This is a genomic window from Hyphomonas sp., assembly GCF_041398465.1.
Classification (GTDB): Bacteria; Pseudomonadota; Alphaproteobacteria; order Caulobacterales; family Hyphomonadaceae; genus Hyphomonas.
Window position 1 is genome coordinate 177,645 of record NZ_JAWKUS010000003.1, and the last position, 13,929, is coordinate 191,573.

12 protein-coding genes are annotated in these 13,929 nt (G+C 61.6%); 4 read left to right on the forward strand and 8 right to left on the reverse strand.

Annotated features, from left to right (window positions below):
- Positions 1 to 49: 49 nt before the first annotated feature.
- The 4 genes from R3C98_RS11245 to R3C98_RS11260 form a co-directional block, all read right to left on the reverse strand.
- Positions 50 to 484, reverse strand: coding sequence for a CBS domain-containing protein (locus R3C98_RS11245; RefSeq protein WP_371314173.1), 435 nt, complete (start codon positions 482 to 484; stop codon positions 50 to 52).
- A gap of 78 nt (positions 485 to 562) precedes the next feature.
- A complete protein-coding gene (locus R3C98_RS11250) occupies positions 563 to 1,252 on the reverse strand; it encodes a rhomboid family intramembrane serine protease (RefSeq protein ID WP_371314174.1) in 690 nt (229 codons plus the stop codon).
- Between the two features lie 146 nt (positions 1,253 to 1,398).
- The gene (locus R3C98_RS11255; RefSeq protein ID WP_371314175.1) at positions 1,399 to 1,542 is read right to left on the reverse strand and encodes a hypothetical protein; all 144 of its coding nucleotides are present in this window, start codon (positions 1,540 to 1,542) and stop codon (positions 1,399 to 1,401) included.
- A complete protein-coding gene (locus R3C98_RS11260; protein WP_371314176.1) occupies positions 1,539 to 3,935 on the reverse strand; it encodes a TonB-dependent receptor in 2,397 nt (798 codons plus the stop codon). The genes R3C98_RS11255 and R3C98_RS11260 overlap by 4 nt, the downstream gene beginning before the upstream one ends.
- Before the next feature lie 533 nt (positions 3,936 to 4,468).
- Between R3C98_RS11260 and R3C98_RS11265 the strand changes: the two genes are divergently transcribed.
- The gene (locus tag R3C98_RS11265; RefSeq protein ID WP_371314177.1) at positions 4,469 to 5,020 is read left to right on the forward strand and encodes a PAS domain-containing protein; all 552 of its coding nucleotides are present in this window, start codon (positions 4,469 to 4,471) and stop codon (positions 5,018 to 5,020) included.
- Positions 5,021 to 5,058: 38 nt separating this feature from the next.
- Here R3C98_RS11265 and R3C98_RS11270 read toward each other — a convergent pair whose 3' ends face one another.
- Positions 5,059 to 6,699: a choline dehydrogenase gene (locus R3C98_RS11270; RefSeq protein WP_371314178.1), complete on the reverse strand. Its 1,641-nt coding sequence runs from the start codon at positions 6,697 to 6,699 to the stop codon at positions 5,059 to 5,061.
- Between the two features lie 131 nt (positions 6,700 to 6,830).
- Here R3C98_RS11270 and R3C98_RS11275 point away from each other — a divergent pair, with 131 nt between their 5' ends.
- The gene (locus R3C98_RS11275) at positions 6,831 to 7,442 is read left to right on the forward strand and encodes a PilZ domain-containing protein (RefSeq protein WP_371314179.1); all 612 of its coding nucleotides are present in this window, start codon (positions 6,831 to 6,833) and stop codon (positions 7,440 to 7,442) included.
- 42 nt (positions 7,443 to 7,484) lie between these two features.
- Here the strand turns inward: R3C98_RS11275 and R3C98_RS11280 are convergent, their stop codons facing one another.
- Positions 7,485 to 8,015, reverse strand: coding sequence for a gamma carbonic anhydrase family protein (locus R3C98_RS11280; RefSeq protein ID WP_371314180.1), 531 nt, complete (start codon positions 8,013 to 8,015; stop codon positions 7,485 to 7,487).
- Between the two features lie 253 nt (positions 8,016 to 8,268).
- Between R3C98_RS11280 and R3C98_RS11285 the strand changes: the two genes are divergently transcribed.
- Entirely contained in the window at positions 8,269 to 9,084 is an 816-nt protein-coding gene (locus tag R3C98_RS11285) for a PhoH family protein (protein WP_371314181.1), read from the forward strand.
- 302 nt (positions 9,085 to 9,386) lie between these two features.
- Positions 9,387 to 9,983 carry a hypothetical protein gene (locus tag R3C98_RS11290; RefSeq protein ID WP_371314182.1) on the forward strand — a complete coding sequence of 199 codons (597 nt, stop codon included), beginning with the start codon at positions 9,387 to 9,389 and terminating at the stop codon, positions 9,981 to 9,983.
- 79 nt (positions 9,984 to 10,062) lie between these two features.
- On the opposite strand, the gene prfB is transcribed toward R3C98_RS11290, so the two are convergent.
- Together prfB and R3C98_RS11300 are read right to left on the reverse strand one after the other, a co-directional pair.
- Positions 10,063 to 11,173 (reverse strand): peptide chain release factor 2 gene (gene prfB, locus R3C98_RS11295; RefSeq protein ID WP_371314183.1). Its coding sequence is split into 2 segments (ribosomal slippage): positions 10,063 to 11,103 and positions 11,105 to 11,173, totalling 1,110 coding nucleotides; the frame shifts between segments, so codons are not numbered across the junction.
- Positions 11,174 to 11,253: 80 nt separating this feature from the next.
- The gene (locus tag R3C98_RS11300) at positions 11,254 to 13,911 is read right to left on the reverse strand and encodes a penicillin-binding protein 1A (RefSeq protein WP_371314184.1); all 2,658 of its coding nucleotides are present in this window, start codon (positions 13,909 to 13,911) and stop codon (positions 11,254 to 11,256) included.
- Positions 13,912 to 13,929 lie beyond the last annotated feature (18 nt).

Consider the following 13,929-nt stretch of genomic DNA (forward strand, 5'->3'; position numbering starts at 1 on the left):
ATGCATCAACGCCGGATTTCCAGCTCTAAAATGCTAGAGCCTTGTAAAATCAGTATTGTGTCGCGATGTACGATTTCATCGCTTCGGCTTCGGCTTCTGTCTCGGCGATCTTCCATTTCACCAGATCGCCGATGGAAACGACCCCAATCAGCCGGTCATTGCGCAAAACCGGCAGGTGTCTGACTCGCCGATCGGTCATCAATTGCATCGCATCATCCACTTTTGTGGTCGTCTCGATGGTGATGACGTCGCGAGTCATGGCGTCTCCGACGTGAATATTCAGGGCCGCCCCTCCGTTGCGGGCGACGTGACGAACGATATCGCGTTCGGAAAGCACGCCGACGATCTCTCCGCCGTCACCCAATGCCACCACTGCGCCTATTCTTTTTTCGTCCAGGGTACGGGCTGCGTCGGCGAGGGTAGAATCAGCCTTCACCGAAATAATTTCGCGCCCCTTGTCGTTCAGGATCTGGTCTATTGTCATGCGCGTCCTCCGTTATGTGCGGACCGCTGACCGGCCTCGCCGTCACGGAAACCTAGCATAAAGCCTTCTATCCGGCGATCAGAATCGCGAAACGGGCCTCCGGGACCGGAAGAACTGGAATGCGACGGCCCCCGCAATGAAGCCGCCCAGATGCGCCTGCCAGCTGATTCCCGCCCCTAGGAGCGATGGTCCCATCAGCCACAAGGCCAGGTTCACCAAGGTAAAGAACAGGAAGACGGTCAGGAACCGCTTCGTCAGGATCCGCCCGCCCCGCCCTTCCTGTATGAGCACCCAGGCCGCAAACAGGCCGCTGGCGCCGCCTGACGCCCCGATCAGGCCGGTTCCGGCCGGATATTGGGTGATGAGGTGAAACAAGGAACCGCCCACCACGGACACCGCAAACACGATCAGGAAGGGAATCGCCCCGCTTTTCCGCCCTATAGAGAGAGATGCGTGCACCAGCCGGCCGAATATCACGATCAGCGCGGCATTCAGGATGGCTCCGGCCCAGCCATCATGCAGCAGGGCACTCGCAAGAAGCGGTATCAGTGCCTCCAGAGGGGAGTTGTACGGCAGCGCCCCCTCCGCCCCTATCCCCATGGATGCCCAGAACCGGTCCGTCTGCAGCACGCCCATCGGCAAAATGAAGCCCTGCCAGCTGGCCGGCGCGAGGACACGCAGGACGTGCGCCAGTAAAATGACACCCGCCAGACCGGTCACTGCCGGCGGGGCTTCTATAATGGGTGGCGTCCTCTTTGCGCGCGTCACGGGGCCGATTCTGTCCTTGCTTGCGGAACTCTCACCCCGGCAGGCTAGACGCGTGTGTCTGGGTTGGCCAGCGCTGGCACCTTCCCCGCAATAAAAAAGCCCCGCCTGGTCTGGCGGGGCTTTTCTCAATTGATGTGCAGGCCGTCCTAGAAGGACTTGCGGACCGTCATGCCATAGGTGGCCGGCTGGCTCGGATAGCCCGAGAATGAACCGGATTGCGCAACGGCCGGGAAGATCGATGTGACGAATTGTTCGTCAAAGATGTTCCGTCCCCAGAAGGTGAGGTTCAAGCCGCTATCCGTCGTAAAGCCGACCGAGGCGTTGAACAAATTGTATCGCGCTCCTGGTTGATGATGGCCTGCTCTGCCGGGTCGTCCCGGTAAGCGGTCGGGCCTTCATACTGCCAGTCGGCACGCAGGAAGGAATCGAGGCCCTTGAAATCGAATGTGTAAGCCGCCGATACCGACGTCGACACTTCCGAAATACTTGCAGGCTTCGAACCCGAGATGTCACCGGCGGAAGATTCAGGGAAGCTGTCATAGACAGGATCGAGGAACGTGCCGGCAAAGCCAAGCGTCAGGTTGTCCGTGGCGTTCCACGTCGCATCCACTTCGAGGCCCTGCGTCGACTGCTCACCCGCATTGGCGAGCGCGAAGCCCGTGCCGGTGAAGATGTTGGACTGGAAGCCTTTGATCTTCTGGTCGAACACCGCGAGGTTCACGGCGAAGGTGCTCCAGGCGCCCTTCATGCCGATTTCGAACACTTCCGCCTCTTCCGGACCGGCGAACCGGGTACCCGTTGTCAGGTTTGGCGTGGCGAGCCCGGCTGTGACGAGGTTCGCATAGCCCGTCGGTGTCGGACGGCTGTCGCGCGAAAGGTTCCAGGACGACGCCTTGAAGCCGGTCGCATAAGATCCGTACACGTTGATATTGTCCGTCGCGTCATAGGCGAGGCGCAGCGTGTAGGTCGTATCGCTGTCATTGGTGGAGCCGGACTCGACCGCGTTCGGGAAATTCACGAACTGCGGAAGGAACTGCAGCTGCTGCAGGCTGCCCGTCGCGCCTGCGGCGACGGCTTGCATTTGCGCGAACGCATCCGGATACGCACCGGCAAAAGCCATGACTGCGGCCGGGTCGGTGTAGTTCACACCCGCCCCGCCCAGCAGGCCCGCCAGCGTCGCCTGCGAGATGTAAGGTGCAAGCGGGCCGAGATCGACGGCCGAGAACGCGTCGGTCGAAATGACCTGCCCGTAGGCGTCCTTGTTGTCCTGCGTATAGTTCAGGCCCACCGTTGCCGTCAGGCGGTCGGTGAAGTGGTAGTCGATCGTGCCGAACAGCGAGAAGGCATCGTTGTCCTGGCCATAGGCCTCGGTCATGCCCTGCCCCGACTGGAAGAAGGTGCCCGGCGCAACGCCGAAGACCACAGGCTCCAGCCCCGTCAGCAGGCCGGACGACAGCACATCGATGTATGGGCGGATATCGTCGCCGTAGAAGATCTCGTTTTTGATTTCGACGCTTTCATCGAAATAGAAGGCGCCGACCATCCAGTCGAGATTGCCGGTGCCGTTCGAGGTCAGCCGCAATTCCTGCGTGAAGGTCTCGATGTCGGTGTCATTATAGAAACGGCTCAGCAGGTCTGCGCTGGTGAAGTCAGCGTCCTGGTTCGTCACGGCTTTCGACGTGCGGTAGGCCGTGATCGAGGTCAGGCTTGCGAAGCCCATGTCATAGTCGCCCTGCACGGAGACACCGGAGTTCTCGATGTCGTTCTCGGGCTTCAGGTTATAATAGACGTCATAGGAAAACGGGTCTTCCGGATCCAGTGCCCCGCCGATGCCGAAGATGGCCGCGCCGGTCGGGCCGTTCACGACGTTTGCCGCGACACAGCACAGCTCGTCGATCTTGTCGAAGTCGCCGATGATGCGGAAGCTCAGGTCTTCGGTCGGCTCGATCAGAAGCTGGCCGCGGACGCCCCAGCGGTCGCGATCGTTGATCTCTGCGCCGGTGTTCAGGTCATCGGCATAGCCGTCGCGGGTGTTGTAATTGCCGCTCAGGCTGAATGCGACGTTCTCTGCAAGCGGGCCGGTGATATCGCCGGCGGCGCGGAACAGGCCGAAATTGCCGACCGTGGCTTCCGCCGAACCGCCAAATTCGTATTGCGGCTTCGCGGTGACGACCGAGATCACACCGGCAGAGGCGTTCTTGCCGAACAGGGTCGACTGCGGACCGCGCAGCACTTCGACGCGCTGGATGTTCGGCAGGTCGGCGATCTGGGCTGCGGAACGCGACCGGTAGACGCCATCGATGAACACGCCAACCGACGGCTCGATACCGGCATTGTTATCGCCATTGCCGAAGCCGCGAATGATGAAGTTGGTGTTGGCAGACGACTGGTACTGGCCAACGCGCAGAGACGGCACGATCGACTGCAGGTCGCCGAGGTCCATGATCTCGGCCTGTTCGATGACCGAGCTGTCGACAACGGAGACGGCCACCGGCACGTCCTGAAGCGTCTGCTCCCGCTTGGTCGCCGTGATGGTCACGGTTTGCAGGGTGCGCGACGAGTCTTCGTCACCGGCTTCCTGCGCATGTGCCGGAAGCTGAGCTGTTGCCAGCGCCGTCAGGCCGACACCGAAACTGAGAAAGGCTTTGAAGCCCGCACGTGAATAGGCATTGGATGTGAGCACGAGGTCACTCTCCCTTTGGAAATTGATTTTTGAAAGACTGCTGAAGTGAGTGGAGGAAACGCCAGTCTTTGCGAGTTTTCTCGCACGCCTTTCGTATCCTTTAGGTTACCGACAGCAAGGGTTTCACCCACAATTGCTGCCCAAAGTGGATATACGTTGCCGGAAAGTCACGAACTGCAAAACGCGCGCTGTCTTTTTAGGCACGATTGCGGCTGATCTGTCCGCATTCCCGCTAGTGGGCCGAATAAATTATCCATACGGCAATGACCGGCAGCACCTGATCCCCAGGCCGAATCAACAGGCCGTCCCGTCGAGGGACACGTCTGGATCGCCATCGGTCGCTTCCCGCGGGCAATGCCCTGGAGCAACTCACCAAAAACCACTCATGCATGCCCCTACAGGGGAAAAGCCGGCACGACTCCCCTTCATAATTCGCCATGCTGGGGAAAAGCTGCGTCTGGAACAGTTATTGCGCAAGAGAGCCCGAACCGGCCCGCGGGGGCCTGCAAACAAATTCGGAGTTCCACCCAGTCATGAATGACCGGTCCATTCATCCCAATACGAGGGTCCTGCTGGACGCCTGGCGCCGCATGAACGCAAACAGTGCTGCGGGGGCCATTGAATCGCCACGCGTCGAAGACCATCCCGGCCTGATCGACCGCCTGTTCGTTCTCGAGAACAAACGCGATGGCGCCTGGCTGTTCCGCACCGCCGGCACATCGCTGACCGAATTGCTGGGCCGGCCGCTGGTGGACCACAACTACCTGAATCTCTGGACCGGCCCGGACAAGCCGATGATGTCGGCCTTCCTCGACGCGGTTCAGCTGGACGGGGCACCGGGTGTCATCCGCGGGCGTGGCGAGACTCTGACGGGGCAGCGCGTTGAGCTGGAACTCACCATCATGCCGCTGGCCAAGCAGACAGAGCGCCCGGACAGCAACCGCCTGCTCGGCCTTTACCAGACACTCGGCGGCGAACCCATGCTCAAGGGCCGCCCAGTCTGGCGCCACCGCGTGTCGATGCTGGTGCCGCCAGATACCCGCGCCAGCGAACCCCGCATGAAGCTGGTCGCTTCAAACGCCTGAACGCCCAGCGCCGGATCGCCGATACTGTAACGTCCGGCTCAAGCGCCAGTCAGTTCCGGAACTTCGGCCCGCGCCAGCAGCGGCTTTTTCAGGATCAGGTCGGCTGCCTTCTCGGCGATCATGATAGTTGGCGCATTCGTGTTGCCGCCAATCAGCGTCGGCATCACCGAGGCGTCGACCACTCGCAGGCCTTCAACCCCCTTCACTCTCATCTCACCGTCCAGCGGCTGGGAATCGCTCACACCCATCGCGACCGTGCCGACCGGGTGGTAGATCGTTTCGCCGGTGCGGCGGATGAAGGAATCGATGTCGTCATCGGAAGTCGCCCCAGCGCCCGGCAACATCTCTGCCCCCGTGAACGGCTTCAGAGCGTCCTGCGCGCAGACTTCACGCACCATCTTCACAGCTTCCCGCATGGCGCGGCGATCTTCTTCCGTAGCCAGATGGTTTGGATCGATCGCCGGGTTGGCGAACGGATCGTTGGAAGCAAGGCAAACCGTTCCGCGGCTTTCCGGACGCAACTGGCAGGCGTGAACCGTGTAGCCATCCTTTTTCGGGTCATGCTTGCCATGATCCATCATGATGGCATTGACGAGGTGCAGCTGCAGGTCTGGCATCTCAAGCCCCGGACGGGACTTCAGGAAGGCACCGGCTTGCAGGAAGTTGTCTGCGCCAGGGCCGGTCTGGTTGTAGAGATACCGGAGGCCAACGCCGAGCTTCTTGATACCCTTCTGCATCGAATAGGCGGAAATCGGCTGGGTCATCTCATGGATGACGGTCACGTCGAGATGGTCCTGCAGGTTCTGGCCCACGCCCTTGGAATCCACCACGGTCTTGATGTCGAACCGGCCCAGATGCTCTGCATTGCCGACGCCTGACAGCTGCAGGATCTGCGGAGACTGGACCGCCCCGGCGCAGACAATCACCTCACCGTCGGCAAAGACAGATTGCGGCAGGCCGCCCTTGCCTTCCACCACTTCAACACCCGTCGCCCGGGTGCCTTCGAACAGGACGCGGGTCACCCGGCCCGTGGAGATCACGGTCAGATTGTCACGGACATCCACGATCGGACGGAGATAGGCATAAGACGCGCTCCAGCGCTCGCCCTTGTGAATCGTTCGCTGGTAGGGGCCGAAGCCTTCCTGCTGCGCCCCGTTGAAATCGTCCGTTGTCTTGTAGCCGGCCTGTTCGCCCGCCTTGACGAAAGCGCGGTAAAGCGGGCTGGACATCGGCGCTGAAGAGACATGAAGCGGACCGGAGCCACCGTGGAAAGCGTCTTCGCCCTTGTCCAGCGTCTCTGATTTCTTGAAGTACGGCAGGACGCTCGCATAGTCCCAGCCCTTCAGGCCCATCTGGCCCCACTGGTCATAGTCACCGGCATGGCCGCGAATATAGAGCATGCCGTTGATGGAGGAGGATCCGCCCCACCCCCGTCCGCGCGGCCAGTAGAGCTTGCGCCCATTCATGTGCTTCTGCGGCTCGGTCCAGAACCCCCAGTTGAAATCATTCTCCTGTTTGATCAGGGCTCCCACGCCGGCCGGCATGCGCACCATCAGCGAGTTGTCCTTCTTGCCCGCTTCGATCAGACATACCTTTACCGCCGGGTCAGCCGACAACCGGTTGGCAAGGGTACATCCGGCGCTTCCTGCACCAACGATTACGTAATCATAGCGTTCCATGGGGGTCCTGTTATCCTCGTTCGCCGGTGGAATTTCGGCGGTTCGCGCAACACTTTGTGAACGAAAGCGTGCTAAGTAAAGAGCGTGGGGAGAAGTAGTCCGAAAGGACGGGTCAGCTCAAGGAGTGATTGATGACCTTCTCTACTTCTCAGGCTCTGACGACATCAGAAACGCCGGAAGAATATTTTGACCGCCGTCGCCATAAGCGCGTGGATATTCAGCTTCCGGGCCGGTTCCTTACGCATATTGGAAACGATGCGTCGCTTTCGACGATCAATCTCTCCTGTTCAGGTGCGCTGGTCCAGTCTTCGACCCTGCCGGATCCGGGCGCGGAACTTGTCTGCTATTTCGATGACCTTGGACGCGTGGTCGCCACCGTCGTGCGCCATACCGGCGAAGGCTTTGCCCTGTCTTTCAATGTGGCCTCGCACAAGCGCGAGAAGATCGCCGACCGTCTGACCTGGCTGCTCAACAAGGACATGCTGAACCTGTCCGAAGAGCGCGAAGCCCCGCGCTATGCGGCCGACGTGCCGGCCCAGGTCCTGCGCCGCAGCGGTCAGGTCCTGAATTGCCGGGTGCTCGATATTTCCCTCACCGGCGCGAATTTCGAGTGCAAGGGCGCTGCCCTGCCAAAGCTTGGCGAGGTCGTCAGTGCAGGGACGATCCCGGCGGAAGTGGTGCGCACAGGCCGCGGCGGATTTGCCGTGCGTTATCTGCAGAAAAGCGAACGCGATTCACTCTGATCCGGCCAGGCGGGGGGCGCAGGCCAGGCCAAAGCACGCGGGTCAGTCGATCCGCTTGAGGCCCGTCTTGTGGCGCTTCCAGTTCTCGACATAGTGCACAGCCGACATCTTGATCACCTGAACCTGGTGCTCGGAGACCGGCTTCACGACCTTGCCCGGCGCGCCCATTACAAGTGAATTATCGGGAATTTCCTTGCCCTCGGGGATCAGGGAGTTCGCGCCGATAATGCAGTTCTTGCCGATCTTCGCTCCGTTCAGGATGATCGAGCCGATGCCGATCAGCGTTTCGTCGCCGATCGTGCAGCCGTGCAGCATCACCATGTGCCCCACCGTTACATCGCGCCCGATGTTCAGCGGTTGGCCGACATCCGTATGCAGAACGCAATTGTCCTGAATATTGGAATTCTCCCCGATCGTGATCGGGTCGTTGTCCCCGCGCAGCACAGAGCCATACCAGATCGAGGCATTTTCCTTGAGGATGACATTGCCCATCACCTGGGCCGTCTCGGCGACCCAGTAATTGCCGTTTTCAGGCACGTCTGGTCGATTTCCATCCATCTCGAAAATAGCCATGCCTCATCCCTTCATTTCGCTTGCGGATTTAATGTTTACCATCTGATAACTCTGGTAGTGTCTATTCATCAACAGATTCGGACGTGGAGTACGGTCATCCTGAGACTGTGTCATACCCCGCCGCCCGGAAGATACCGGGTTGAGGTCCTGCCGCCCATCGGGCGTGTTGCCTCCCCTTCCCCCCAAGTTTCCAGCCAGCCGCTGCGCAATTTTGCCAGCGGCTTTTTTAGTCCCTGCAGCAAGGAGACCTCCCATGGGAAAACGCAACGCAGCCAAGCGCATGAAAACCGCTTCGGAAGTGAACACCTCTGCCTGGTTTGAAGAAACCGGCCGCGTGAGGGGGCCACGGCTGCAGGCTATTGAGGGAGGTCGGGCCTGGCATCCGGACGATGCCGACCAGAAATACAAGCGCGCCGCCACCGCCCCCGAGGGCGACCGCGGCCAGCGCTACCAGAAGAATGTAAAACCCCGCTCCGAGAATCAGGCCCGCCTGATGGAGGCGATGGACGAATACGCCCTCGTCGCCGCGCTCGGCCCGGCGGGTACCGGCAAGACCTATCTCGCCATCTGCAAGGCCGTCGAGGCGCTGCAGAAAGGCAAGGTCTCCCGCATCATCCTTTCGCGTCCTGCGGTCGAGGCAGGCGAGCAGATCGGCTTCCTGCCCGGCGCCATGGAAGACAAGCTCGCGCCCTACCTGCGCCCGCTCTACGACGCCCTGTCCGACCGGCTTTCGCCCGGACAGCTGAAACACATGCTGGCCGAAGGCGTGATCGAGATCGCGCCGATCGGGTTCATGAGGGGACGCACGCTCAACAACGCCTTCATCGTCATCGATGAAGCGCAGAATTGCACCTACACGCAGCTGAAGATGCTGCTGACGCGGCTTGGCTGGCACTCCACCATGGTGATCACCGGCGACCCGGCCCAGTCGGACCTGCTGCCGGAATTCTCCGGCCTCGCCAAAGCGGGTGAGCGGCTGGAGCAACTCGCCGGCGCCGCCGTGGTGACGCTGGAAGGCCAGGACGTCGTCCGCCACCCGCTCGTCGCCGACATGCTGAACGTCCTCTGAGCTAAGACCGCCTCACCCTTGATCAGCCCGCCGGAATGCCCTCCGGCGGGCTTTTTCTATGGGGCGGAAACGCGCGTTGATCCGGCATGATCCGGTATAGTCCGGTATGATCATGCCAGGTCATGCATGATCATGACGAAGTCAGATTTCGTGCGATGCTGGTCATGCTGGAATGGCGGTCGGGGACAGGTTCCTTTGTCTCCCACAGCCAACCCGCCGCAGTCCCCTGCGAAGGCAGGCATCTTCGTTAACTGGGGTAGGCGTGAATTCGTCGGATAAGCCCCCATGCCACGCTCCCCACCATGACCGACTGCACCGATTTCCTCTCCCAGGCCTTCAACACGCTCGCCCGTGCAATTGCGGAGGCGGGCGTGTGTGCGGATCTCTACAAGACGCCTGAAACAATCTCGAAATCGGTGAACCGGCGTGTGCGCGCAGAGCTGAAGCGGCTGGCCGTGCTGCTCCGCCGTCTGATCTTCCTGCTGGCGCTGAAGATGGAGCTGGCACCTCTGAAGCCGCGTATCGGCAGCAACTATTACGCGCCAAAGACTCCCGATGCAGAATACCGCTACATCTTCACCATGGTGCCTACGCCATCCCGCCCATGCCCGCACTTCCTGAAAGGGCCGGTGACGTTGCCCATGCCCGGGCCTGTCCCCGCCGCGCCGCTGATTGCGCGGTGGCAGGCCATGCTCGACACGATGAAACATCACAAGCGCCGCGCCCGCTGCCTCGCCCGCACGATCCAGCGCTGGCAGGCCGCGGGCGAAGCCCGGCCGCACGTGCTGCCGATCCCGAACACGCACCGCATGCCAGCCGCCGTCGCGCTCGTTTCCGGCGGGCTCACCGTGCAGCTGCTCGAAGCGCTGAAGGGTTGGCCCGAGCCTGACACGAGCTGAGCCTTCTCAAGAATCAGGAAACTTGCCGGAGCGCGGAGGCGTTTCCGGGCGAGCGTGCTGCCCGGAAAACAGCCTGTCCCTATTCCTCGCTATCGTCCTTCGCCACCGACGCCGCCAGCGAGGCGGACAGGAACCGGTCGATGTCGCCATCCAGCACGCCCTGCGTGTCGGAGGTTTCCACTTCGGTCCGGAGGTCCTTCACCATCTGGTATGGCTGCAGGACATAGGAGCGGATCTGGTGGCCGAAGCCGATATCGGTCTTGCCGGCATAGCTGGCATCGGCGACTTCGCGGCGCTTCTGCAGTTCCAGCTCATAGAGGCGGGAGCGCAGCATCTGCCAGGCCTGGTCGCGGTTGCGGTGCTGCGAGCGGTCGTTCTGGCACTGGACCACGATGCCGGTCGGCTCGTGGGTCAGGCGGACGGCCGAGTCGGTCCGGTTGACGTGCTGGCCGCCCGCGCCGGAGGCCCGGTAGGTGTCGGTGCGCACATCGGACGGGTCGATCTCGATCTCGATATTGTCGTCGATCACAGGCGTCACGGTCACGGAGGCAAACGAGGTATGGCGGCGCGCGGAACTGTCGAACGGCGAAATGCGGACGAGGCGGTGGACGCCCTGCTCCGACTTCAGCCAGCCATAGGCGCTGTCGCCCTTGATCTGGAGCGTCGCGGACTTGATGCCAGCCTCTTCGCCCTCGCGCTCGTCCATTTCCTCGACCTTGTGCCCATGCTTTTCGGCCCAGCGCACATACATGCGCCGCAGAATCGAGGCCCAGTCCTGGCTCTCGGTTCCGCCCTCGCCGGCATTGATCTGGATGTAGGCATCATTGCCATCGGCCTCGCCTGAAAGGAGCGCGGCGAGTTCGGCCTTCTCCGCCCGGTCAGCGGCGCGCTTCAGCGAGGCTTCAAGGTCGGCGACCATGTCATCGTCGCCCTCGGCCAGCTCCAGCAGCTCGCCGGCGTCTTCGGCTTCCTTTTCGAGGGCCTCGACGGTTTCGATCCCGTCGGCCAGTTTCTGGCGCTCACGCATCATGGCCTGGGCGGCCTGCGGATCGTCCCAGAAGTCCGGCTTCTCGGAGAGGGCGGTCAGTTCATCGAGGCGTTTTGTGGCTGTATCCCAGTCAAAGACGCCTCCGTAGCAAGGCGGCCGAGGAGCGGATCTGGTCAATCAGCGACTTGATTTCTGCGGACATGTGTTCGGCCTTTCGAAGGAATAAAATCTGCGAGGCGGGCCTATAGCGCAGCCGCCCCGCAGGGTCAAAACGGATTGGGGTCAGTAAGTGCCGTCGAGGTCGCCGGTCACAGCCTGCTCCTGCGGCTGCGTCGGGTCTTCCGGCACGACACCGGCATCGCGCTCCGGATCAAAGCCGGACACGCTGCCCGAGCTGCTACCGGAACCGCAGCTGCCGGAAATCGACAGGCAATCGTCGCTTCCGTTGAAGACCGAAAGCCCGGGCTCCGTACCCGGACGGAAGGCCTCGTCGATGATCACGCTCGTCTCCGGCCCCGGCAGCTCGCCCGTCCGGGCATCGATCTTCACAAGGCGAACGCCGGGCGGAATCCGGAACGGGATAGCCGGCTGGTCGGCCAGCGCCTTTTCCATGAATTCGGTAAAGATCGGCGCGGCAACGGAACCGCCGGCTTCGCCTTCGCCAAGGGTGCGGTTGTCATCAAAGCCAACCCGCACACCGACGACGAGGTCAGGCGAGAAGCCCATGAAGATCGCATCGCGATAATCGTCCGTGGTTCCGGTCTTGCCGGCCAGCGGCTTGCCGACGCGGAGCGCCCGGCGGCCGGTCCCCCGCTCAACAACGCCTTCCAGCATGTGGGTGATCTGGTAGGCAATGATCGGATCGAGAACCTGCTCGCCGACTTCGGCCAGCTGTGGCGGCTCCAGGCCATCCCACTCTTCAGACTGGCAGCCTTCGCAGATCCGGTCGTCATGCCGGAAAAGAGTGCGGCCATGACGGTCCTGAACACGGTCCAGCAGTGTCGGCGTGATCTTCTTCCCGCCATTGACGAAACCGGCATAACCCCGCGCCATGTCGATCAGATAGGCATCGCCCGCACCAAGGGACATGGCCGCATAAGGCGGCAGCTGGTCATAGACACCCATGCGGACGGCGAGGTCGCTGACCGCTTCCATTCCGATGTCCTGCGCCACGCGCGCGGTCACCTGGTTCAGCGACTTCTCCAGCGCGATCCGCAATGTGACCATCCCGTAGGACCGGCCTTCAGTGTAATTGGACGGGCGCCAGTAATCGCCAGTCGAGACATCGAAAGACACGAATGGCGCATCCAGCATCCGGGTCGCCGGGGTGTAGCCCTTTTCGAGGGCGGCGGCGTAAACAAACGCCTTGAAGCTGGAACCCGGCTGGCGCTTCGACTGGGTTACGCGGTTGTAGCTCGACTTGAAGAAGGAGAAGCCGCCCTGCATCGCGAGGATCCGGCCCGTATGCGGATCAAGCGCGATCAGCGCGCCATCCGCTTCCGGCACCTGGCGCAAAGTGGCATTGCCCACCGGCACCAGCATCGGCTCGATCTCGCCCTCGTCGATCTCATTGCCTTCCGGATCGAACTCGACTTCTTCGGACCGCGGCGCCAGCGTTTCGTCGGCATTGAGGACCTGGCGCTTGAGTTCCGCAAGAACGACCTGCCCGACCTGCAGCCCGGCCTTGCCGCCCTGAGGCTTGTAGGTCTCCGCCCACTCGACTTCTTCGGCGGGCAGAGCGATCGTCGCGCCATCGGTCAGCAAAAGCGTCGCGCCAGACTTCGACACCTTCTGCACCATGGCCGCTTCCCATGTGCCGTAGCCGCCGGGCAGCTTGACCTCGTTCAGGGCTTCCTGCGCGCCATCGTTCGGATCAATCGTGGCAACGGGACCGCGCCATCCATGGCGGCGGTCATAAGCGATCAGCCCATTGCGGAGCGCTTGCTGGGCGGCGAGCTGCAGGTGCGTATCGATTGTGGACCGGATTGAAAGCCCACCCTGCTCCAGCGTTTCCTCGCCGTATGACTTGATCAGGTCGCGGCGCAGTTCCTGGACGAAATATGTCGCAGCGACATATTCCGGCCCTTTCAGGCGGCGCGTTGTGGTGAGCGGCTTGGCGATCGCCTCGTCGGCCTGGTCCTGAGTGATGTACCCATCCTCGACCATACGTCCCAACACATAGTTGCGACGGGCCACAAGGCGTTTGGGATTTGTGTACGGATTGACGGCCGACGGAGCCTTGGCAAGAGACGCGAGGACAGCCGCTTCGGAGAGGTCCAGTTCCGGCAGCGATTTGTTGAAGTAGTTCAGCGCAGCAGACCCGACGCCATACGACCGGCCGCCGAGATAGATTTCGTTCAGGTACAGTTCGAGGATCTGGCCCTTGGTGAATTCCTTTTCCATGCGCTGGGCAACGATGGCTTCCTTCGCTTTGCGGGTCAGGTTCTGATCCCGCGTCAGCAGCATGTTCTTGGCCACCTGCTGCGTGATCGTCGATCCGCCCTGCAGGCCGCCCTTGCCGGTAATCTTGTTCTTCACCGAATTGATGCCGGCGCGAAGGATGCCAACATAATCGAGGCCATTGTGGTGGAAGTAGTTTTTGTCCTCAGCGGCAACGAACGCATCGATGACATGTGCGGGGATCGACTCGTACGGGACGAAAACCCTGTGCTGGTCAGCAAATTCCGCAATCAGGGTCCCGTCGCCGGCATGGACGCGCGAGGTGATTGGCGGTTCATACTGTTTCAGTTTGGCAATCGATGGCACGGTACGGCCGAGCGCTGCAAAATACAGCCAGAGCACAATTATGCCGATAACCGCCAGGACGAAGCCGAGCACGAAGAGCCGACGCATCCAGATCCACATCCAGCGTGGTCCGGGCAGGTAAACCCCATTGATTCCGAAGCGGTTTTCGACGCTTTCGTATCTGCCGTCATTCATGAATAGTTTCCCTGCCGT

Bases quoted from the DNA above. Each gene is read 5' to 3' on its own strand.
- R3C98_RS11245 (WP_371314173.1), bottom strand. From the start codon at position 484: ATGACAATAGACCAGATCCTGAACGACAAGGGGCGCGAAATTATTTCG.
- R3C98_RS11265 (WP_371314177.1), top strand. From the start codon at position 4,469: ATGAATGACCGGTCCATTCATCCCAATACGAGGGTCCTGCTGGACGCC.
- R3C98_RS11270 (WP_371314178.1), bottom strand. From the start codon at position 6,699: ATGGAACGCTATGATTACGTAATCGTTGGTGCAGGAAGCGCCGGATGT.
- R3C98_RS11275 (WP_371314179.1), top strand. From the start codon at position 6,831: ATGACCTTCTCTACTTCTCAGGCTCTGACGACATCAGAAACGCCGGAA.
- R3C98_RS11280 (WP_371314180.1), bottom strand. From the start codon at position 8,015: ATGGCTATTTTCGAGATGGATGGAAATCGACCAGACGTGCCTGAAAAC.
- R3C98_RS11285 (WP_371314181.1), top strand. From the start codon at position 8,269: ATGGGAAAACGCAACGCAGCCAAGCGCATGAAAACCGCTTCGGAAGTG.
- R3C98_RS11290 (WP_371314182.1), top strand. From the start codon at position 9,387: ATGACCGACTGCACCGATTTCCTCTCCCAGGCCTTCAACACGCTCGCC.
- R3C98_RS11300 (WP_371314184.1), bottom strand. From the start codon at position 13,911: ATGAATGACGGCAGATACGAAAGCGTCGAAAACCGCTTCGGAATCAAT.